Genomic DNA, 21,832 nt, shown 5'->3' with positions numbered 1-21,832 from the left:
TGTTATTGCGCGGCCTGGATACGCCAGATTCCAAACGGTTGAGCTGGATCGAGACGCGTGTGCTGGTACTTGCCGTACCAGGTCCAGCGGTGACCGGTCATCAGGTCTTCACCCGACGTAGCGGCGTCATCCGGCAGGCCCATTTCCCACAGCGGCAACTCGAAATCCGCTTCCTGTGCGTTGTATGGGTCAAGGTTGATGGCAACCAGAATGAAGTTGCTGCCGTCCGCCGAGCGCTTGCCGAAATACAGGATGTTGTCGTTCCACGCGTTGTACAGCTTCAGACCCAGGTGCGTTTGCAGCGCAGGGTTCTGCCGACGAATGCGGTTGAGTTGAGCGATTTCGGCAATGATGTTGCCCGGTGCCGCGTAATCGCGAACCCGAATCTCGTACTTCTCCGAGTCCAGATACTCTTCCTTGCCGGGAATCGGTGCCGCTTCGCAGAGTTCGAACCCCGAATACATACCCCACAGCCCGGACCCCATAGTGGCCAGTGCCGCCCGGATCAGAAAGCCGGGACGCCCGGACTCGTGCAGGAAGCGCGGGTTGATGTCAGGCGTGTTGACAAAGAAATTCGGACGATAACAGTCGCGCCAAGGGACTTCATTGAGCTGGGTGAAATACTCGGACAGTTCCGCCTTGGTGTTGCGCCAGGTGAAATAGGTGTAACTCTGGCTGTAACCGACCTTGCCCAGCCGCGCCATCATTGCCGGCTTGGTAAAGGCTTCGGCCAGGAACATTACCTCAGGGTGCTGACTGCGCACTTCGCCGATCATCCACTGCCAGAACGGCAGCGGTTTGGTGTGCGGGTTGTCGACGCGGAAGATTTTCACGCCTTCGTTGACCCAGCCCAGAACGATGTCGCGCAACTCCGTCCACAGGCCGGGGATGGCGTCTGGTGCGTAGAAGTCGACGTTGACGATGTCCTGATACTTTTTCGGCGGGTTTTCCGCATAACGGATCGTGCCGTCCGGACGCCACGAGAACCAGCCCGGATGCTGCTTGAGCCACGGGTGATCCTGGGAACACTGGATGGCGAAATCCAGCGCGATTTCCAGGCCATGGTCGGCTGCAGCTTTCACGAGGTTACGGAAATCTTCACGACTGCCCAGCTGTGGGTGAATGGCTTCATGGCCCCCCTCCTCACTGCCGATTGCATAAGGGCTGCCCGGATCATCAGGGCCTGCGGTCAGGGAGTTGTTCGGGCCCTTGCGGTGGGCGCGGCCGATAGGATGAATCGGCGGAAAATACAGCACGTCAAAGCCCATGTCGCGAATGGTCGGCAGACGCGAATGGACGTCGTTGAACGTACCGTGGCGCGCCGGATCGTCGGTCATCGAACGGGGAAACAGCTCGTACCAGCTGGCAAACTGTGCAAGCTCACGCTCGACGTCCAGCGGGAACTCGACGCTGCGGCTGAGGAAGGCCTGATTGTCGGCCAGCTTCATCAGGCTGGCGGTTTCGCTGTGCAACAGCAGCGCGACTTTCTCGTCTTTATCGCCCTGTTCAAGCTGGCCCAGCAGACTTTCGATCTGCTGGCGCTGCTCGTTCTGGCTGCGCTCGGCGGCGTGCACCAGATGAATGCGGCCCTCTTCCAGTTCCAGATCGACAGGAACGCCGGCGCCGAACTTCTTCTCCAGCTCATAACGATAGCTACCGAACTGATCGATCCAGGCTTCCAGGCGAAACACATGGCGGCTGACCGAGGTCGGGGTGAATTCACCAACCCAGCTGTCATTGCCCAGCTCGCGCATTGGCGCGCTGTGCCAGTGTTCTTCATCAGCAGCACGCCAGCGGATATTGACCGCCATCTTGTCGTGCCCATCGGCATAGACCTTGCTGGTCACGGTAACCGGTTGCCCGATGATCGCCTTGGCCGCGAACAAGCCACCGTCAATCACCGGCAACGTGTCTTCAATCACGATGCGGGGTAGTTGCAGCGCCTGGGTCAGTGATAGCGGAAGGGTTGCTTGCGGGACATCGGTGGCCAGGGAATCCGGACCGTATGGCTGTTCATTCATCGAGCATCACTCCTCACGCCCCAGGGACGCTCCTGTGCATTCCATGCAATGGAAAAATTGACGGTATGGCAGCGTACGATCGCACTGTGCTGGCGACTCGTCTATTTCCGCTGCCTAGGTTCCGAGCGGTCAACGAGGGTAAAGTTCAAAGGTTTTGAGGATGTTTGCTGGTCGTGCGAAGAGATGAAGCAGTCATCGAGTGGATCAACGGGACGACTGTGGCGGGAAGTAAATCAATTGAATCATCGGCCATGCCAGGCAGTCGTAAACAGGGTCGACAAGGAGGCTGCAACCATGACCTTACCCAACCCTGTAGAAGTACCCGATCCGAACATCGATGACCCCGCCCTGCCCGAGCCAGTGCCCGAGCAGGAGCCGCCGCCATCCACGCCGCCGCCCAATGAAACGCCAGTTGGCGATCCGCCAGCCAATGCGCCGCCCGTCACGGTGTGACGAGTAAGCAGGGTCTGAAGGGGTCTGCCCGAGTATGGACGCCTTCAGCGCCCTCCCGCCACATCGATGAACGTTCCCGTGGCATAAGACGCATTGTCCGACAGCAACCAGAGAATCGCTTCGGCCACTTCCTCGGCCTTACCGCCACGGCCCATGGGCAAAGCACCCTCAAGCTTGCTGACGCGAAACGGATCGCCGCTCAAGGCGTGAAAGTCGGTGAAGATGAAACCCGGACGTACGGCGTTGACGCGCACGTTTTCCGCCGCGACTTCCTTGGACAGCCCGATGGTAAAGGTGTCCAGCGCACCTTTCGATGCCGCATAGTCGACGTATTCGCCTGCCGAGCCCAGACGTGCGGCGAGCGACGATACGTTGACGATGCTGCCGCCTTGCCCTCCGTGCGTCGGCAACATGCGTAACAACGCGTGTTTGCTGCACAGCATCGGGCCAACGACGTTGTTCATCATCATCTTCAACAGGCGAAATTCCGACATGTCCTCGACTCTCGAAGCCTGCGCCAGGGTGCCCGCGTTATTGACCAAATGGGTGACACGACCGAGTTCGGAGTCGACCCTGGCAAACAGCCGCATGATCTCGTCTTCATTGCTGACGTCGGCCTGCACGGTGATCGCCTTGGCGCCCATCGCTCTCACCTGGCCTGCGGTCTTTTCGGCAGAGGTATGATCCGACAGGTAGTTGATGCAGATCCGATAACCCTGTGAGGCAGCCAGACGCGCTGTGGCAGCGCCGATCCCGCGTGAACCACCGGTGATAATGAGGACTTTTTCCATGGAGTGTCTCGTTTTTTCAAAGGCCGACATCAGGACCCAGTCAACCTTCGCAGGTTAACCAGCCGGTTCGGATCGTGACAGCCTTTACCGTCAAGCGCCATCTGCGCGCTTCAGAAAGCCGCTTGCCCGGTATCGGACGCATCCACTGCAGCTTTCGCTTCGGCGGCGCGGATTTCTTCGAGAAACTGCTGGGCCGGCAACGGATAACCCAGCAGGAAGCCTTGCAGCGAGTGACACCCCAAATGAGTCAGGAAGCGCTGCTGAACAGCGGTTTCAACGCCTTCGGCGACTATTCGCAGATTCAACGCCTGACCTACCGCGACGATGGCCGAAACGATGGCGGCGTCGTCGGTGTCATGCTCCAGGTCGCGGACAAAGCCTCGATCAATCTTGATTTCATTGGCGGGTAGTCGTTTCAGGTACATCAGACTGGAGTAACCGGTGCCAAAATCATCGATCGACAGGTCCACGCCCATCTCCGAAAGCCTTCTCAACACCGCCAGGCTGGCATCCGCATCGTGCATGGCAGTGGTCTCGGTGATTTCCAGAGTCAGACAGTTAGCCGGCAACTGATGCCGGGCCAGTGTGTCCGCCACTGCCGTGACCAGCCCGGAATGACAGAACTGCAAGGCTGAAAGGTTGACTGCAATACGCCAGTGCGAGTAACCCTGGGTGTACCACTCACGCATTTGCCGACAGGCTTCATCCAGTACCCACTCGCCGATCTGAATGATCAGGCCGGTTTTCTCCGCCATGGAAATGAACAGGTCCGGCCCCAGAACACCCTGTTCCGGGTGGTTCCAGCGCAGCAACGCTTCTGCGCCTAAGGGCAGCCCGGTCACGGCGTCGAACTTGGGCTGGTAATAGATACAGAACTGCCGATGTTTGATCGCCTTGTGCAAATCCTGCGACATCTGCAGCTGATTGCGGGCGTTGCTGTTCATCGACGCATCGAAAAAACTGTAGCCGTTCTTGCCGGCAGCCTTGGTGTGGTACATGGCCGCGTCTGCATTGATCAGAAGCTCATGCTGGGTGCTGCCGTTGCCCGGGTACATGCAGATGCCGATGCTCAGAGATATCTGCAACTGATGTTCGCCAATGTTGAACGGCGTGCCGACTTCGCTGACCTGTCGTCTTGCTACGGCCAATGCATCTTCAGCATGTTGAAGCTCCACCAGCAGGACAAACTCGTCGCCGCCGACCCGGGCCAGCGTATCGCGTCGATGCAGACTGTTGCGAAGACGCAAAGCGACCTGCCGCAACAGCAAGTCGCCGATATGGTGGCCGAACGCATCATTGACCGGCTTGAAGCCATCGAGGTCCATGAACATCAGCGCAAAGCAACCACCCGTCTCAACTGCCCTTTTCATGGCCCGATCGATGCGTTCCGTCAACAGCGCCCGGTTTGGCAAGCCAGTCAGGTTGTCGTGCAGGGCCAGGTGGGTCAGTTCCAGATTGGCCTCCGTCAGGGAATCGGCCAGCACGGCGGTACGTGTTTCCAGATGGGAGTCGAGAATACAGCTGAACAGTGCAATTCCCAGAATCGACAGGCTGGCGACCAGTACGATTCGGTCCAGCCCGTTACTGCTCAGCCCTTGCGGCAGCGCATCGCAAAAGCTGCCATCGGCAAAATTCGCAGCGGCCATGCCGGTGTAATGCATGCCGATGACAGCCAGCCCCAGCAACAGCGCCGCCGAGGCGCGTAGCAGGTAGACCCTGGGGCGCTGCTGGCGAAGATGGAAGGCTATGCGCAATGCTGCCGCAGACGCAGCGATAGCAATGACCACAGAAAGCACGAACAGCCACGGCGTATATTGAATGCCAGGCTGCATGCGCATTGCAGCCATGCCGGTGTAGTGCATGGCACTGATGCCAAGCCCCAGCAACACCGCACCCAGGCTCAGTTGCAGCGCGGGCAATCTTGGCTGGGTGGCGAGCCACAGGGCGAACCCTGAAAAGCCGATGGCGATCAACAGCGAAAGCAGCACCAGTGGCACGTCGTAGCCCAGGTCGATGGGCAATACGAACGCCAGCATACCGATGAAATGTGTCGACCAGGTGCCAACGCCCATCGCGATAGCGCCGCCCGCAGTCCATAGGTTTACAGCACGGCCCCTGGCCGAAACGATGCGGCCCACCAGATCGAGGGCCGTATACGCGGCAAGAATAGCGACGAGAATCGAGATAACGACGAGTGAAGGGATGTAGCTGCCAATCAACATAAACGCACCTGGAAACCAATGAGCGCGTCCATGCCGATCTTGTGCGGGTGATTGTACGCATTAGCGGCCAAATGTCGCGGCAGCCGGTCGAAAAGATGGCGAGTAGCTATTATTTTTTCGATTAATGCGAACAGTTCACTGGAAAACTGCTTTTTGAACCCGAAATACTCATTCCTGGAGCGTCAAACCTGACTCGGCATTCCAGCCTCCGCCCAGTGCGGCGATCAATTGAACGCTGGCAATCAACCTGCTTTGCAGCACGCTGAGCACACTGCGCTCGTTGCTCAATGCGGTGGCCTGAACATTGACGACGTCCAGGTAACCAATCAGCCCGGCCTTGTATTGATTGTTGGTCAGGCGCAGCGAATCACGAGCCGAGACCAGCGCTTCCTGGCGTACCGCAGCTTCCTGCTCGTATACCTTGAGCTGAACCAGATAGTTCTCGACCTCCTGAAAACCGTTCAGCACGGTCTGCCGGTACTGGGCGACAGTCTGGTCATACACGGCTTCGGTACGATCGACTTCGGCCGAGCGCCTGCCACCGTCGAACAGGGTCAGCGCCAGTTGCGGGCCCACCGACCAGAAGCGGTTAGGCAGGCTGATCCAGTTGGCAAAGGTACTGCTGCTGTAACCGCCGCTCATGCTCAACGTGAAATCCGGATAGTAAGCGGCCTTGGCCACGCCAATGTTGGCATTGGCACCCATCACCGAGCGCTCGGCGGCGGCAATGTCAGGGCGGCGTTCAAGCAACTGCGAAGGCAGGCCTGGCGGAATCTGCGGCAACTGCGGAATCGAGGTGCTGGCGGGCAGATTGAAGTCTGCCGGCGCCATCCCCATCAGTACGGCGATGGCATTCTCATACTGCGCACGCTGCCAGGCCAGATCGATCAGGTCGGCCTGGGTGCTTTTCAACTGCGTCTGCGCCTGCGCGACAGCGTCACTTCCGGAAATACCGGCGCGGTACTGGTTCTGCGTCAGGGTCAGGGAGCGCTGGTAGGCATCCACCGTGGATTCCAGCAGGCGTTTCTGTTCATCGATCACGCGCAATTGCAGGTAATTCTGTACCAGCTCCGATTGCAGACTCAGGCGCATCGCGGCCAGGTCGGCAAGACTTGCCTGAGCATTGGCGGTGTCCGCCTCCAGCCCGCGACGCAGCTTGCCCCAGACATCGGCCTCCCAACTGACGCCCAGTTGCGCGTTGTAACTGTTGCGAATCCCGGAGGCACTCGTGCCGCTATTCGACGTGCCTGTGCCCTGCCCCGAGCGGGTTTTGCCGGTTGTCAGGTCAAGCGTAGGCAGGAAGGCAGCCCTGGAGCTGCGCACCAGTGTCTGTGCCTGTCGATACTGCGCATCGTACTGGGCGACGGTCTGGTTGGACGTGTTGAGGCGCTCGACCAGCGCGTTCAGTTGCGGGTCCTTGTACACCTCCCACCACGCACCTTTGGCCATCCCGTCACTCGGCGTCGCCGTACGCCAGCCCTGCGCAGCCTTGAACTGCGCGGGTGCTGCCATGGACGGCTTCTGGTAATCCGGACCCACAGCGCAGGCGCTGAGCAGCACCACACAAAGCCCCAGCGCGAATGGACGAATCAGCCCTGTCGGGCGGGAGGTGAATACCAGGCGTTCGGTCATAGCGGAGTTTCCAGAGCAGCATCGGTACGCACGCCACGCCATTTGTTGTAACGATGGCGCAGACGGTCGAGATAAAGGTAAACCACCGGGGTGGTATAGAGGGTCAGGACCTGGCTGAAGATCAGGCCGCCGATGATGGTCAAGCCCAGCGGCTTGCGCATTTCCGCGCCTTCGGCGGTGCTCAGCAGCAATGGCAAGGCGCCCAGGATGGCCGCCATCGTAGTCATCAGAATGGGCCGCAGGCGCTGCAGACAGGCGCTACGGATTGACTCTTGCGGCGTCATTCCCTGTTCGCGCTCCAGGTGCAGGGCAAGGTCGATCATCATGATCGCGTTTTTCTTGACCACGCCAATCAGCAGGAACAGGCCCAACAGGGAGATCAGACTGAACTCGCTGCCCAGCACGTAGATCGTCAGCAATGCGCCAACCCCTGCGGACGGAAGCGTCGAGAGGATCGTCAGCGGATGAATGTAGCTTTCATAGAGGATTCCCAGCACCAGATACACCGCCAGCAACGCACCGAGGATCATCCACGGCTGACTCTTTTGCGTGGAGGCGAAGGCGTTGGCGGTCCCGGCCATCTTGGAAATGATGTCGGACGGCAGCCCGATGGCGGCAATCGCCCGCTCTATCGCCACAGTGGCTTTGTCGAGGCTGGCGCCTTCGGCCAGATCGAAGGAAATGTTTTCGGCCGCGAACTGACCGTCATGCGATACCCGGTCGTTGGCCAGACTGCGCTCGTAATGGGCGATGCTCGACAGCGGTACACGCTGCCCGTCTGCGGTAATGACCTGGACCTGCTCAAGCGTCACCGGGTCCTGGGCGTATTTTGGATTGACCTCCATCACCACCTTGTACTGGTTGAGGCTGTCATAGATGGTCGATACCTGGCGCTGGCTGTAAGCGTTGTTGAGCACTGCCGTGACCATGTTCATATCGATACCCAGCCGCTTGGCCGTGTCACGGTTGACCACCAGGGTCACCTGCTGTGCTCCGCGCCCTTCCCGTGCGTCGATGGCGGTCAGCTCGGGTACCGACTTGAGCGCTGCGACGATTTTCGGGTACCACAGACGCAGGCTGCCCAGGTCAGCGCTCTGCACGATGTATTGATACTGCGAACTGGTCTGCTCGCGACCGCCGCCCAGTTGCAGGTCCTGATCCGGGGCCAGGAACAGCCTGCCGCCCGGCACATGCGGCATGTTCTTGCGCAGGCGCTCGACCACTTTCTCGGCAGACAGCTTGCGCTCGGAAATCGGCTTGAGGCGCACGATCATGAAGGCGTTATTGGTGCCACCGCTGCCACCGATAAAACCGGCAACGCTTTCCACCGCAGGGTCAGCGAGAATGGACAGGCGGAAAGTCTCCATTTTCGGCTGCATGACCGAAAACGAAAGGCCGTCGTCACCGCGTACGAAACCCATCAGTTGCCCGGTGTCCTGTTGCGGCAGAAAGGTCTTGGGCACCACCACATACAGCGCGATATTGACCACCACCGTGACCAGCAGACTGAGCAGCGTCAGCCGTCGATGCCGCATCACCCAGCCCAGCGAGCGGTCGTAGCCTGCCACCATTCGATCGTTGACCCGCTCGCTCCAGCGCTGAAAGGCGTTTTCCCCATGGGCTTCGCGCGGCTTCAACCAGCGCGCGCACAACATCGGCGTCAGGGTCAGGGACACGATCAGCGAGACGATGATCGCCACCGACAAGGTAATGGAAAACTCGCGAAACAGACTTTCGACCAGACCGCCCATGAACAGGATGGAAATGAACACCGCGACCAGCGAGACGTTCATCGACAGCAAGGTGAACCCCACCTCCTTGGCACCCAGAAAAGCCGCTTTCATGGGGTCTAGGCCGTTGTGAATATGCCGGGATATGTTTTCCAACACGACGATGGCGTCGTCTACCACCAGACCGGTGGCGAGGATCAACGCCATCAGTGACAGGTTGTTCAGCGAGAAGCCGAACAGGTGCATGATCGCAAAGGTGCCGACCAGCGATACCGGAACCGCCAGGGTGGGGATCAGCGAGGCGCGAAAACTGCCGAGAAAGAGGAACACCACCATCACCACCAGCACGACGGCAATCAGCAGGGTCATTTCGGCTTCGTGCAGCGTCGCCTTGATCACCGGCGAACGGTCCATCGCGATATTGAGGCTGACACTGGCCGGCAGCACCGCTCGCAGCGCGGGCAACTGCGCCTTGATCTGCGCCACGGTTTCAATGATGTTGGCCCCCGCCTGGCGGTTGACGACCAGCAGCACCGCACGGTCATTGTTGTAGAACCCGCTGTTGTAACGGTCTTCCACGGCGTCGCTGACTTTCGCCACGTCCTTCAGGCGCAACGTCGCTCCATCCTTGTAGCGAATGATCAGCGGCGCATAATCCTCGGCGGTTTCCAGCTGGTCGTTGGCCTGCACTTGCCAGTTATGCTGGTCATCCTCTACAAACCCCTTCGGCCGCCTTACGTTGGTGCTGGTGATCGCCGTGCGCACGTCGTCGAGCGATACACCGTACTGGGAGAGCATCTGCGGCTCCAGTTCGATACGCACAGCAGGCAGCGAGCTGCCGCCGATCTGCACTTCGCCGACCCCGGAAACCTGCGACAGGCTCTGCGACAGGATGGTGGACGCCAGGTCGTAAAGCTGGCCCTTTTCCAGCACTGTCGAGGTCATCGACAAGACCATGATCGGCGCCTGGGACGGGTTGACCTTCTTGTAGGTCGGCATGCTGCGCATCCCGCTGGGCAGCAGGTTGCGTGAGGCATTGATCGCCGCCTGCACTTCCCGGGCAGCGCCGTTGATGTCGCGATCAAGGTCGAACTGCAGAATGATCCGTGTCGTACCCTGGCTTGAATTGCTGGTCATGGTGTTGATGCCGGCAATGCTGCCCAGCGACCGCTCCAGCGGCGTTGCCACCGTGGACGCCATCACCTCAGGGCTGGCACCGGCGAGACTGGCCGAGACCACGATCACCGGGAAATCCATGTTTGGCAACGGTGCCACCGGCAACAAGCGAAAGCTCACCGCGCCGAGCAGCATGATCGCCAGGCTCAGCAGAACGGTCGCGACGGGACGGCTGATGAATGGCGCTGAGAGATTCATGCGTCAGCCCGTTCCAGTCGGTCCGGATCGGCAGGCTTGCGACTCCAGCGACGGCCAAGGCGGTCGAAATACAGGTAGATGACCGGCGTGGTGAACAGTGTCAGGACTTGGCTGAGCAACAGCCCGCCGACCATCACCAGCCCAAGTGGTTGCCGCAATTCGGCGCCGGAACCACTGGCGAGCATCAGCGGGATGGCGCCGAACAACGCTGCCAGGGTGGTCATGAGAATCGGCCGGAAGCGCAACAGCGCCGCGTCGTAGATCGCCTGCTCGGGCGCAACACCGCGGTTGCGCTCAGCGTCGAGCGCGAAGTCGATCATCATGATCGCGTTCTTCTTGACGATACCGATCAATAGAATGATGCCGATGATCGCAATCATCCCCAGATCGTTGCCGCTGATCAGCAGAGCCAGCAAGGCCCCCACCGCTGCCGACGGCAGGGTCGAGAGGATGGTGATCGGGTGAATGTAGCTCTCATAGAGCACGCCCAGCACGATATACATGGTGACCACCGCCGCCAGAATCAGCAGCAGCGTGCTGGACAATGACGCCTGAAACGCTTCGGCTGCGCCCTGAAACTGGGTCTGCACGCCAATCGGCATGCCGATCTCCTGCTCGACCTCCTCGATCACCTTCACCGCCTTGCCCAGGGCGATGTCGGGCGCCAGGTTGAACGACATCATCACCGCCGGAAACTGCCCAAGGTGCGCGATGGCCAACTGAGCCTGGCGCTGCTCGACACGCGCCAGGCTGGACAGCTTCACCTGTGCACCATCGGTGGTCTTGACGTGGATCTGCTCCAGCGCCGCCGGACCGAGCTCGCTGCCCGATGCAGCCTGCAGCACCACGCGGTACTGGCTGGCCTGCGTATAGATGGTGGATATCTGGCGCTGACCGAAGGCGTCGTACAGCGCATCGGTGATGTTCGCAACCGTGACCCCGACCCGGCTGGCCGCATCACGATCGATGTTCAGGTACACCTGCAAACCTTTGTCCTGCAGGTCGCTGGCCACATCCCTCAGTTCGGGCCGCTTGCCGAGCGCGTCTACCAGCTTTTCGCTCCACAGCGTCAGCAGTTCGGCGTCGGGCGACGACATGCTGAATTGATACTGGGTGCGACTGACCCGGTCTTCGATGGTCAGGTCCTGCACCGGCTGCATGAACAGACGGATATCCGACAGTTTGTCGACCTCGGGCTGCAGGCGCTGGATCACCTCGGACGCGGTCAGGTCCCGTGCTCCGTGGGGCTTGAGGTTGATCAGCAGACGCCCGCTGTTCAGCGTGGCGTTGTCACCGTCGACACCGATGTAGGACGACAGACTGACCACCGCCGGGTCCTTGAGAATGATGTCGGCAAGTGCCTGCTGACGCTGGCTCATCGCTGCGAACGAGACCGACTGTGGCGCTTCCGAAATGCCCTGGATCACGCCGGTGTCCTGCACCGGGAAGAAGCCTTTGGGTACGACGATGTAAAGCAGCACCGTCAGTGCCAGGGTGGCCAAGGCAACCAGCAGGGTCAGTGGCTGATGCTTGAGCACCCAGCGCAGCCTGCCCGCGTAGATGTCGATCAGCCAGTCGATCCAGGCACCGCTGGCCCGGTAAAAGCGGCTCTGCTCTTCTTCCTTGGGCTCGCGCTTTAGCAAGCGCGCGCACATCATCGGCGTCAGGGTCAGCGAGACCACCAGCGATATCAATATCGCGACCGCCAGGGTTATCGCGAACTCGCGGAACAGCCGCCCTACCACGTCGGCCATGAACAACAGCGGGATCAATACCGCAATCAGTGACAGTGTCAGGGAAATGAGGGTGAAACCGATCTGCTTCGCGCCCTTGAGGGCGGCCTGCAAGGGCGTTTCGCCCTCTTCGATATGCCGGGAGATGTTTTCCAGCATGACGATGGCGTCATCGACAACGAAACCGGTCGCGATGGTCATGGCCATCAGCGTCAGGTTGTTGACCGAAAAGCCTGCCAGGTACATCACGCCGAACGTGCCTACCAGTGACAGTGGAACGGCAATCGAGGGAATGATCGTCGCGCTGAAACGACGCAGGAACAGGAACGTGACCAGCACCACCAGGATGATCGCGATCAGCAATTCATGCTGAACATCGGTCACCGACGCGCGGATCGTCTGCGTGCGGTCCGTCAGGACCACGACGTCGAGGCCGGCCGGAAGGTTTTCGGTGATCGACGGCAACAACGCCTTGATCCGGTCGACCACCTCGATGACGTTGGCACCCGGCTGACGCTGAATGTTCAGTAGTACTGCCTGACTCCGATTGGCCCAGGCCGCGAGCCGCTCGTTTTCGGCACCATCGACGATTTCGGCGACATCCTTCAGGCGCAAAGGTGCGCCATCCTTGTAGGCCAGAATCAGGTTGGCGTACTCCTCCGGAGACTTCAGCTGATCGTTGGCATCCAGCATCGACACCCGGGTCGGCCCGTCGAAGTTGCCCTTCGGCTGGTTGACGTTGGAGGCGCTGATCAGGGTACGCACATCGGACAGGTTGAGGCTGTTGGCGGCCAGCGCCTCCGGGTTGACCTTGATCCGGACCGCCTGCCGCTGCCCGCCGGCAATGCTGACCATGCCCACGCCGCTGATCTGCGAGATCTTCTGCGCCATGCGCGTATCGACCAGATCGTTGAGCTTGGGCAACAACATGGTTTTCGAGGTGATCGCCAAGGTCAGAACCGGTGTGTCGGCCGGGTTGACCTTGTTGTAGACCGGAGGCGCTGGCAGGTCGGTTGGCAGCAGGTTGGTGGCCGCGTTGATCGCCGCCTGCACCTGCTGCTCGGCCACATCCATATTGATTTCAAGGCTGAAGCGCAACGTAATGACTGACGCACCGCCCGAACTGGTCGAGGCCATCTGGGTCAGGCCGGGCATCTGTCCGAATTGACGTTCCAGAGGCGCAGTCACGGAGCTGGTCATCACCTGCGGGCTGGCGCCTGGGTACAGGGTCATCACCCGAATGGTCGGATAGTCGACCTGGGGCAACGCCGAAACCGGTAGCAAGGTATAGGCGATCAGACCCGCCAGGACGATTGCCAACATACTCAGTGTGGTGGCAACCGGACGCAGGATGAACAGGCGCGACATGTTCATACGTTTGGTTTTTCCACCTTGCCGAGCGCCGCCGACTTGTCGGTCTTGCTGTCAGGCTTGCCTTGCAGCTTCTGAGCCGGGCCAGCCGGCACTTCCTTGCTGTCGTTGACGACTTCGACTTCGGCACCGTCGCGCAGACGGTCGGTGCCTTCAAGCACCACCCGCTCGCCGGCCGCCAGGCCTTCGGTGATCACCGTGGAAGTCTCGTCGCTCGGGCCGGTCTTGAGCAGCTTGAGCTTGACCTTCTTGTCACCGTCCAGCACATAGACAAAGGTCCCGTCGGTGCCGAACTGCACGGCCGCGGTCGGCACGAGCGTGACTTTTTTCAGCGTGTCGGCGCGCAGCCGCACGTTGACAAACTGATTGGGAAACAGGACCTCGTCGCTGTTATCGAAACGCGCCTTGAACTTCAGTGTGCCGGTGGCCACGTCGATCTGGTTGTCGAGACTGGCCAGTACGCCGGTAGCCTGCATCTTCGTATCGCCACGGTCCCAGGCTTCAACGGGTAGCTTGTCGCCGGTGCGGTAGCGGGAAATGACTTTCGACAGGTCTTTTTCAGGCAGCGTGAACGCCACGGAAACAGGCTGAGTCTGGGTAATCACCACCAGTGCTGTCGTGTCATTTGCGGCAACCAGATTGCCCACGTCGAGCTGTTTGAGGCCGACACGCCCGGCAATCGGGGCACGGATACGACTGAAGTCCAGGCTGAGTTTTGCGTCAGCCACGGCAGCCTGATTGGTCTTGATGGTGCCCTTGTATTGATTGACCAGCGACTCGGCAGTGTCGAGGGTCTGCTTGGCGATGCTGTCCTCGGCAAACAAGCCTCGGTAACGCTGCACGTCGAGCTTAGCGTTCTTGAGCAGCGCCTGGTTGGTGGCCAGCGTACCTTCGGCCTGCTGCAACGCCACCTGATAGCTGCGCGGATCGATTTCAGCCAGCAGATCACCCGCCTTGACCATCTGCCCTTCCTGGAAATAAATCTTCACCAGCTCCCCTGCCACGCGGCTGCGCACATTGATGGTGTTCATCGCCGTCACGGTGCCAAGCGCTTTGTAGTAGATCGGAAAATCACCTTCGGTAGCCGGGGCCACACGCACCGGAACCGCGACAGCCGATCCGCCAAAGCCAGGACGTGCCATCCCGCTCGTTGCAGGCTTCTTGTTGCTATCGGCCCCCTTGCCGGAAGTGGACGCAGGCCAGAACCACCAGCACAAGGCGACAATGACCAACAGGACCAACAAACTGATCAACCAGCGACGGGATTTACGGGAGCCAGACGATTGCATGAATAAATCAACCATTACAGGTGGGGGTTTGTTCAGAAGGCTGAACAATAAGCACAGTTACGTTACAAGCAAAGCGCCTTTACCAAGCGCTTACTTTGGATAAACGTATGAAGCACAAACAAAAAAACGGCCTGAGCGGATTCAGGCCGTCGACAGGTTGCGGAAAGTTACTTCAGCACAGCCAATGCAGCGTCATAGTTGGGCTCGCTACCGATCTCGGCAACCAGTTCGCTGTGCAGCACTTTGTCGTTCTCGTCCAGCACTACCACGGCGCGCGCAGTCAGACCCGCGAGCGGGCCGTCTGCAACGGCAACACCATAATTCCGAGCAAAATCAGCACTGCGGAACGAGGACAGGTTCTGGACATTCTCCAGCCCTTCGGAGCCGCAGAACCGGGCCTGGGCGAACGGCAGGTCAGCCGAGATGCACAGAACCACGGCGTTGCTCAGGTCATTGGCCTGGGTGTTGAATTTACGTACCGAAGTGGCACAGGTCGGCGTATCGACGCTAGGGAAGATGTTCAATACCTTGCGCTTGCCGGCGAAGGAAGCCAGGGTTTTACCCGCAAGACCTGCGCCAACCAGCGTGAAATCGTGTGCCTTGCTACCGACTTCAGGCAGGTTGCCACTGACCTGAACGGGGCTGCCTTTGAGGGTCACTTGAGCCATGAAACACGTTCCTTTTCAAAATGGATGAAAGAGCCGGAAGTTAAACACGAAAGTGTGCCGCGGCCTATATGGGATAATTCTGAATTTTTTTCAGGAAACCAGTCTGTCCCTAATATCTGTGTGGGCACACAATTCCACCAGCCAATCAACGAATACCCTGACCCGTCGTGATAACTGTCGATGCGGGGGGTAAAGCGCCGTCAGTGGCAGCGGCGGCGGACGATGCAATCGCAATACTTCCACCAGTACACCGCTGCGCAATTGCGCGGCGACATGGTAGCGCGGCACCTGAATCAGGCCGAACCCGGCTTCGCACGCCGCGACATAGCCATCGGCACTGTTGACAGCGATCGAGCAGGCCGATGCATGTTCAACGCCCATGCCATCGGCCATGAACTCCAGCCCATAACGCTTGCCAGTGCTGGTCGAAAAATATTCGATTACTTGATGTTGCACGAGCTCCTGCAAGTTCAGTGGCGTGCCGTGCTGCTCCAGATACTCACGACTGGCGCAGGTAATCTGGGTCAGACTGCCCAGTGGCCTGGCCACCAGTGTTTCATCCAGTGCCGCGCCGGCACGCAACACGCAGTCCACACCTTCGCGGATCAGATCGACCGGCCTGTCACTCATGCCGATTTCCAGGCGGATCTGCGGGTAGCGCCGGCTGAACTCAGGCAACGCCGGGATGATCATCATGCGCCCCAGATTGACCGGCAGATCGACACGCAGCAACCCCTTGGGCTCGGCCCCCGTCGCCGAAAACGATGCTTCAGCATCATCCAAATCGGCCAGCAGGCTGACGCAGCGCTGGTAATAGGCCTTGCCGTCCGGGGTGGCGCTGACCTGACGTGTCGTCCGTTGCAAAAGCTGTACGCCCAGGTGCGCTTCCAACTGCTTGATCAGTACCGTCACCGAGGCACGCGGCATGTGCAGACTCTCGGCCGCTCTGGCGAAACCGCCCAGCTCGACGATACGGGTGAATACGCGCATGGCGTTGAATCGATCCATGATGACCGGCAACCTGAAGGTAGATGAGGTGTGAAGGGACTTGCAGGTGCAAGAGGGACGTCCGGGAAAGACCAGGCGGCTGGACGCCAGACCATGCCATTAGCGCCGCCGGCCCTCGCCTAGAAGTCCCTTTTATAGAAAATATCCAGGGAGCTGGCAACACCGCTCGCGGCCTCAAGGTACACGCGCTTGCTGAGCAGATAGCGCAAGGCGATGGTGTTGGCCGGTTCAAACACGCCTACGCCATAGCGCAGGCTGAGCTTGTCGGTGATCTTGCCGCTGGCAACCACGTTGGTCTTGTCGCCGGTTCCCGAGGTGTCCAGCTCGAAGTCCTTGATACCCAGATTATCCGCGAGCTTGCCGGTGGTCGACGAGCTGCCTGCTACACCCAGCGCCAGCGCGGCCTGAGCAACCATGTTGTTGTCTTCGCCGGAAGTACTGAGCGGTCTGCCCATGACCAGATAGGAGAGCGCCTGCTCCTGGCTCATCGCAGGTTCGGAGAACACCTCGGTGGTAGGCTGCTCGGCACTGCCGGTCAGACGGATACCGGCAATCACGTCGTCGGTCTGCCGAATCGCCTCGATGTCCAGATAAGGCTGGTCGACCGGGCCGGCAAACAGCAAGCGCGCCTTGCGAATGGTCAGCCGCTGCCCGTAGGCACGATAACGACCATCGTTCAGGTTCAGTTCGCCACGGGTGTCCAGGTTGTCACCGATGTGCACATGCCCGACCAGATTGGCGGTGAGCCCGAACCCGCTGAAGCTGAGCTTTTCCTGGCCGACGTCCACATCGATGTCCATCGCCACAGCCAGCGGCGGAGCGCCCTGCTCGGTCTGCTGTCCAACGATCACCGTGTCGCCGGAGAGCTTCACAGTAGAAGGCGGCAACTCGCGTATCGTAATCGCGCCCTTGGGCACCAGCACCTTGCCGGAGATGGCCAGTCGCTCTCCCTGCATGGAGATTTTCAGGTCAGGCGCAGCCTCTACCGCCGCATAGGGTTCGACATTGATCGGCAGGCGCGAGCCCTTGAGGCTCACATCGACGTTCAGGCTCTGCCCCCAAGCCACCTGACCGCCCAGGCTGCCCTGCCCGGTGCTGCCACTTTTCCAACCGCCGTTGAGCTGTACGCTTTCTCCGGCAATCAACGCCTGGACCTTGAGGTCGTGCAGCTCCATGGGCAGCTCTGCGCCCGCCACTTCACCGCCTTCCAGCGTCACGTTGCCGTTGACCAGTGGCGCCAGCAACGTGCCTGACAACCGGCCATTGCCATTCAGACGTCCTTTGAGTTTCTGCACCATCGGCGCGAAAGGACGTGCCACCGAGATATCCAGCCCCGAGAGGTTGAAGTCACCTGCCAGGGTTTTGTCCTTCGCCAGTGGGTCGATCTGCGCGTTGAGCAGCAGCCTTCCCAGCTTGCCGCCGTCGAAGTCCAGACGCGTGTCGATGCGCTTGGGCGCCAGCGTGGTGGCCAGTTTCAGCGTCTGATAAGGGAAGTCCAGCCACTGATTGTTGTTGCGGACCCGCAGCGTCCCACCTCCGGCGTCGATCGTGACCTTGCCGCTGGGGCCGGCTGCCGGGATGTCGAGCTGCACATCTGCATTCAGCGCGCCCTTCCAGGCAAAATCCTTGGGCATCCATTGCGCCAGGCTGTCCAGCGGGAAATTCTTGAGCTGATAACGCAGATGGGGTTCCGGCATCAGGCGCTGATCACCGCCACACAGGCTGGCGGCCCCGGACAACCAACAATGCGCACCGAAGTTGAGGCGGCCATCGGCCAGACGCTCGATCTTCGCCGGCTGCTGCAAACGCCAGTTCTGCCCGCCGCTTTGCAACGTACCGCTGGCCAGTCGGCCTCGCCAATCACCCTTGTCCAGACCACCGTCAAGGCCGATGGCCAGCTTGAGCAATGGTCCTTGCAGGTCCAGTTTCAGTTGCTGGTTTTTGAGCGTACCCTGACCGTCCACCAGCAAGGTGCCCAACTGGGTATCGCCAGCCTGAATACCGGCACCTTTGAGGCTGATGTCCGCGCGCTGCGCCTGATCCAGTCTGGCGTTGAGCGTCAGGGTTTGCAGACGATTGTCTTGCAAGGCGAGCTGGCTGCCCTGCAAGGCCAATTGCCCCTGAGGCGCCTGCAGCGTTCCGGCCAGATCCAGCCGGCCTTTGACTTGCCCCTGCAAGCGTGGCCATAGCTGGGCCAGACGCGGCAGATCCAGGTCCAACTGACCCTTGAGACGCTCCTGCAGACTACCCGTACCTTGAATACGGTTGTCCCCGAGGCGGATGCTCAGGCTGCTGACATTCCATTGCTGATCACGGCCGTCAGCCTTGGCTTGCAGCAGCGCCGGCTGACCACGCAGACGCCCTTTCAAATCGAGGTCGGCGCTGAGGTCAAGCTGCTCATTGCGCATCTGACCTTTACTGCGCAACGGGCCTGCCAGTGTGCCGGGCAGTTCGGCAACCCAGAATGAAGGGTCCAGCGCACTCAGGTCCAGAGCCGTATCCCAGCCGATGCCGTCAGCGAATTGCAGGTTCAGGAAACCGCTGGCCTTGCCCTGCCCGGCGACCAGTTCCAGTTGCGGCAGATGGATCTCCTGCAGGTTGCCGCTGAACGGGCTGACCAGGGTGAATGCACCGGCAGGCCCTTTGAGGCTGGCGTTGAAATTGCCGAGGTAATTGCCATCGGTATAGGAAATATCACCCTTGAAGGCATGCAATGCCACCTGAGGCTCTGCCGCCAGTGGATACAGGCGTTGCCAGGGGAAATCCAGCCAGTCGATGCTTGCATCCGCAGAAAAACCGCTCTGCCAGTTCATCTTGCCGTTGATGGCCAGACGCTGCTGATCATCGGCGGCCAGATCGAGTGCGGCGATGGTTGCGCCGTTGGCATCCACATTTCCTTTCAATGACAACGCAACCGGGCCTTTTTCTGCGGGCAGGCTGGCGCTGCCATCTATCAGATAGCCCGAGTCAAGATTGCCCTCGGCCGTCAGCAGCAACTGGTCCAGCTGCACCGTATCAGGCAATGCAGCGCTGGGTTTGAAGTGCTCGGCAGTCAGCTTGATGCGTGCCGGAAGGTGCTCGGCCAGGGGCTGCAACTCGCCGGTCAGCAAACCCGGCAGATAACCGCTGCTGTCCGCCTTAAGCTGCAGCGTCTTCAGCAGGTCGCCCTGAACATCCAGCGCCAGCGTCCAGGGCTGGCCATCCTGTGGCGGAAGTTGCAGTTGACCTTGAACGCTGAGTGGCCAGTCGCCCTCGGGTTTCAGCAGGCCATTGAGGTCCAGCACCAGCGCATCCCGTTGCAGGTGCGCACTGTCGATCTTCAAGCCTTCTGCGGTCCAGTGCGCTGCCAGCTTGAGATCGCGCAACTGTTCGACGCCATCCAGTTGCACACCGCCCAGCTGTATATCACCCAGTTGCAGCGCCAGCGGTAACCTGAGCGTCGGTAACTGGATCGGGCCGTCGCTGGCGGGCGTATCGCTCGGCGGGAAATGCATCAGCACCTGCTGCGCATGCAGACGGTCGATGCATAGCGTCATCTTCAACAGGCAGGCAGGCGTCCAGGCGAAATCGATGGATTGAACCTCGACGCGATCTGCGCCCTGCTGCCACACGAGGCGCTCGGCGCTCCACTGGCCGCCCAGTCGTCCCTGGAAGTTTTCCAGCTGAACACCTGGCACCCGAGCCAAGGCCCACTGACTGCCCGTATGAGTGCCCAGCAGCAGCGCGACACTGATGACTACCAGCAGCAGTAATGCAACAAGTCCCAGCCCGACGATCTTGGCGCCGCGGGTGATGTTCGCCTTGTTCAAAGCTCCGGCCCCATCGAAAAGTGCAGACGGATTCCGCCTTCATCGTCCAGCGCGTGGGCCAGATCGAGACGCAGAGGGCCCACTGGAGATACCCAGCGCACGCCGAAACCAACCCCGGTTTTCAGGTCTGGCTTGTCCAGGCTGTTGAACGAGTTGCCCTGATCGATGAAGGTCGCCAGGCGCCATTTATCAGCAATGGAATATTGGTATTCGACGCTGCCGGCAAACATGTATCGCCCACCGATGCGGTCGCCGTCGGAATTGGTCGGTGACAGCTTCTGATAGTCATAGCCGCGCACGCTTTGATCACCGCCGGCAAAAAAGCGCAGCGATGGTGGTATCGAGGTGTAACCGTCGGTGAGGTTGCCGCCAAACTGCACACGACCGAGAAAGCGGTGATTTTGCGCGACGGTCGTCAGCCCTTTGAGCAGCACATTGGCATGCACCAGGTTGGCGTCAGACAACATGCCCTCCTTGGCCACCTGCGTGTCGAATTGCAAGCGGTAACCCTGGTGCGGGTCGATACGGTTGTCACTGCGCAGGTACGAGTAACTGATACCCGGCATCAGCAACGTGCTGAGGCCGGCGTCGTCGCCCAGGCGGTATTCTTCACGCTGCCACTTCAGGGATATGACCCGCTCCCAACCGCTGGGCAGCTTGCTGTGCCATTCGGGGCCGGCAGTCAGCAACTTGCTGAGGCTGTCGGTTCCGGCGATCTCTTCATACTGATACCCGCCGGCGTAGCGCAATTTGTCGGTCAGCGGCGGGTCGAGGGGCACGTCGTACCACAGGCCGACATTTTGCCGTGGCGCGGAGATCTCGGATTCGAAGCCATAGCTGTGGCCCTGCGGGCTGGCCCAGTGCCGGGTCCAGTTGGCTTTGCCTCGCGGGCCGACGTCGGTCGAATAGCCCAGCCCCAACCCCATGGTGCGAGGTTTGCGGGTTTCGAGCTGGACGGTCACCGGAATGACCTGGTTTTGCGCTGCGGTGGGCGCCGCATCGACCCGTACGCCCTCGAAATAGCCGCTGCCCTGCATAGCCTGGGTCAGTTCGGCAATCAGTTGGGAGTCGTAAGGCGTGTTTTCCTTGAACGGCACCATGCGTTTGAGCAGATCGTCATCAAATGGCGCGTCGCCACTGAACATGACCTTGCCGAGCGTGTAGCGCGGTCCGCTTTCATAAACCAGTTCGATATCGGCCACACCGGCCCGCGGATCGATGGCCAGACGCTGGCTGGTGAAGTGTCCACTGAAAAATCCGTAGCGCGAGGCCTGATTCTGGATCAGACGCTTGGCGTCTTCATAATTGCCGTGATTCAACACCGCGCCGGTTTTCAGGGCGTCGCTGCTGGGCACACGAAAGGCCTTCATCGCTGCCGCCGGCCCTTCGACCCGAATCACCACGTTGCGCAGATGAATGGGTTCGCCCGGCTGGATATTGATCACCAGGCTGGGCTGCTCTCCATCCTTGATTTCACTGTCGATCTGCGCCTGGTAATAACCCAGCGCCTGAGCGGCTTTTTCCGCCTGCTGCTCGGCGCCAAGGCTGAAGTTGCGCAATGCCTGGGCATCACGCTCGCCCAGATCACCGACATACCCTTCGACGTTGGCCTTGAGTTGCGGATTGGCAGGCTTGATCCTGACATCGAGGCGGGCCTGGGCAAGCGCGGCCGCACTCATGGTCATCAGGAACACGCTGCTGAATAGTCTGAAGAGCTTCATGGGCGTAGAT

The 21,832-nt window shown here is 60.2% G+C and carries 12 protein-coding genes; 1 reads left to right on the top strand and 11 read right to left on the bottom strand.

The annotated features are described in order from the left end of the window. Nucleotides 1-2: 2 nt before the first annotated feature. Nucleotides 3-2,021, bottom strand: a complete 2,019-nt coding sequence (locus V476_RS23710; RefSeq protein ID WP_024961080.1) for an alpha-1,4-glucan--maltose-1-phosphate maltosyltransferase — start codon at nucleotides 2,019-2,021, stop codon at nucleotides 3-5. A 294-nt stretch (nucleotides 2,022-2,315) separates the two neighbouring features. On the opposite strand from V476_RS23710, the gene V476_RS28665 reads away from it, so the two are divergent. Continuing rightward, the gene (locus V476_RS28665; protein WP_003402756.1) at nucleotides 2,316-2,474 is read left to right on the top strand and encodes a hypothetical protein; all 159 of its coding nucleotides are present in this window, start codon (nucleotides 2,316-2,318) and stop codon (nucleotides 2,472-2,474) included. Nucleotides 2,475-2,518: 44 nt separating this feature from the next. Here the strand turns inward: V476_RS28665 and V476_RS23705 are convergent, their stop codons facing one another. From V476_RS23705 to V476_RS23660, 10 genes are all read right to left on the bottom strand, one after another. Further along, entirely contained in the window at nucleotides 2,519-3,265 is a 747-nt protein-coding gene (locus V476_RS23705; protein WP_024961079.1) for an SDR family oxidoreductase, read from the bottom strand. 110 nt (nucleotides 3,266-3,375) lie between these two features. Further along, on the bottom strand, nucleotides 3,376-5,487 hold the full coding sequence (locus tag V476_RS23700) for a putative bifunctional diguanylate cyclase/phosphodiesterase (protein ID WP_024961078.1): 2,112 nt from the start codon (nucleotides 5,485-5,487) through the stop codon (nucleotides 3,376-3,378). 168 nt (nucleotides 5,488-5,655) lie between these two features. Then, nucleotides 5,656-7,119, bottom strand: coding sequence for an efflux transporter outer membrane subunit (locus V476_RS23695; protein WP_024961077.1), 1,464 nt, complete (start codon nucleotides 7,117-7,119; stop codon nucleotides 5,656-5,658). Continuing rightward, the gene (locus V476_RS23690; protein WP_004417843.1) at nucleotides 7,116-10,223 is read right to left on the bottom strand and encodes an efflux RND transporter permease subunit; all 3,108 of its coding nucleotides are present in this window, start codon (nucleotides 10,221-10,223) and stop codon (nucleotides 7,116-7,118) included. Before V476_RS23690 ends, V476_RS23695 begins: the two co-directional genes overlap by 4 nt. After that, on the bottom strand, nucleotides 10,220-13,330 hold the full coding sequence (locus tag V476_RS23685; RefSeq protein ID WP_004417844.1) for an MdtB/MuxB family multidrug efflux RND transporter permease subunit: 3,111 nt from the start codon (nucleotides 13,328-13,330) through the stop codon (nucleotides 10,220-10,222). Before V476_RS23685 ends, V476_RS23690 begins: the two co-directional genes overlap by 4 nt. Beyond that, complete coding sequence (locus V476_RS23680; protein WP_024961076.1) at nucleotides 13,327-14,631, bottom strand: MdtA/MuxA family multidrug efflux RND transporter periplasmic adaptor subunit; 1,305 nt, start codon at nucleotides 14,629-14,631, stop codon at nucleotides 13,327-13,329. The genes V476_RS23685 and V476_RS23680 overlap by 4 nt, the downstream gene beginning before the upstream one ends. A 152-nt stretch (nucleotides 14,632-14,783) precedes the next feature. Beyond that, a complete protein-coding gene (gene tpx, locus V476_RS23675; protein WP_024961075.1) occupies nucleotides 14,784-15,284 on the bottom strand; it encodes a thiol peroxidase in 501 nt (166 codons plus the stop codon). Nucleotides 15,285-15,374: 90 nt separating this feature from the next. Then, nucleotides 15,375-16,292: a LysR family transcriptional regulator gene (locus V476_RS23670; RefSeq protein WP_024961074.1), complete on the bottom strand. Its 918-nt coding sequence runs from the start codon at nucleotides 16,290-16,292 to the stop codon at nucleotides 15,375-15,377. 119 nt (nucleotides 16,293-16,411) lie between these two features. Further along, nucleotides 16,412-20,101: a translocation/assembly module TamB domain-containing protein gene (locus tag V476_RS23665; protein WP_024961073.1), complete on the bottom strand. Its 3,690-nt coding sequence runs from the start codon at nucleotides 20,099-20,101 to the stop codon at nucleotides 16,412-16,414. After that, nucleotides 20,098-21,822: an autotransporter assembly complex protein TamA gene (locus V476_RS23660; protein ID WP_024961072.1), complete on the bottom strand. Its 1,725-nt coding sequence runs from the start codon at nucleotides 21,820-21,822 to the stop codon at nucleotides 20,098-20,100. The genes V476_RS23665 and V476_RS23660 overlap by 4 nt, the downstream gene beginning before the upstream one ends. Nucleotides 21,823-21,832 lie beyond the last annotated feature (10 nt).

It is taken from the genome of Pseudomonas syringae KCTC 12500, assembly GCF_000507185.2.
Lineage (GTDB): Bacteria > Pseudomonadota > Gammaproteobacteria > Pseudomonadales > Pseudomonadaceae > Aquipseudomonas > Aquipseudomonas syringae.
Note: the sequence above shows the minus strand (reverse complement) of the source record. Positions and strands in the feature narration are given on the sequence as shown.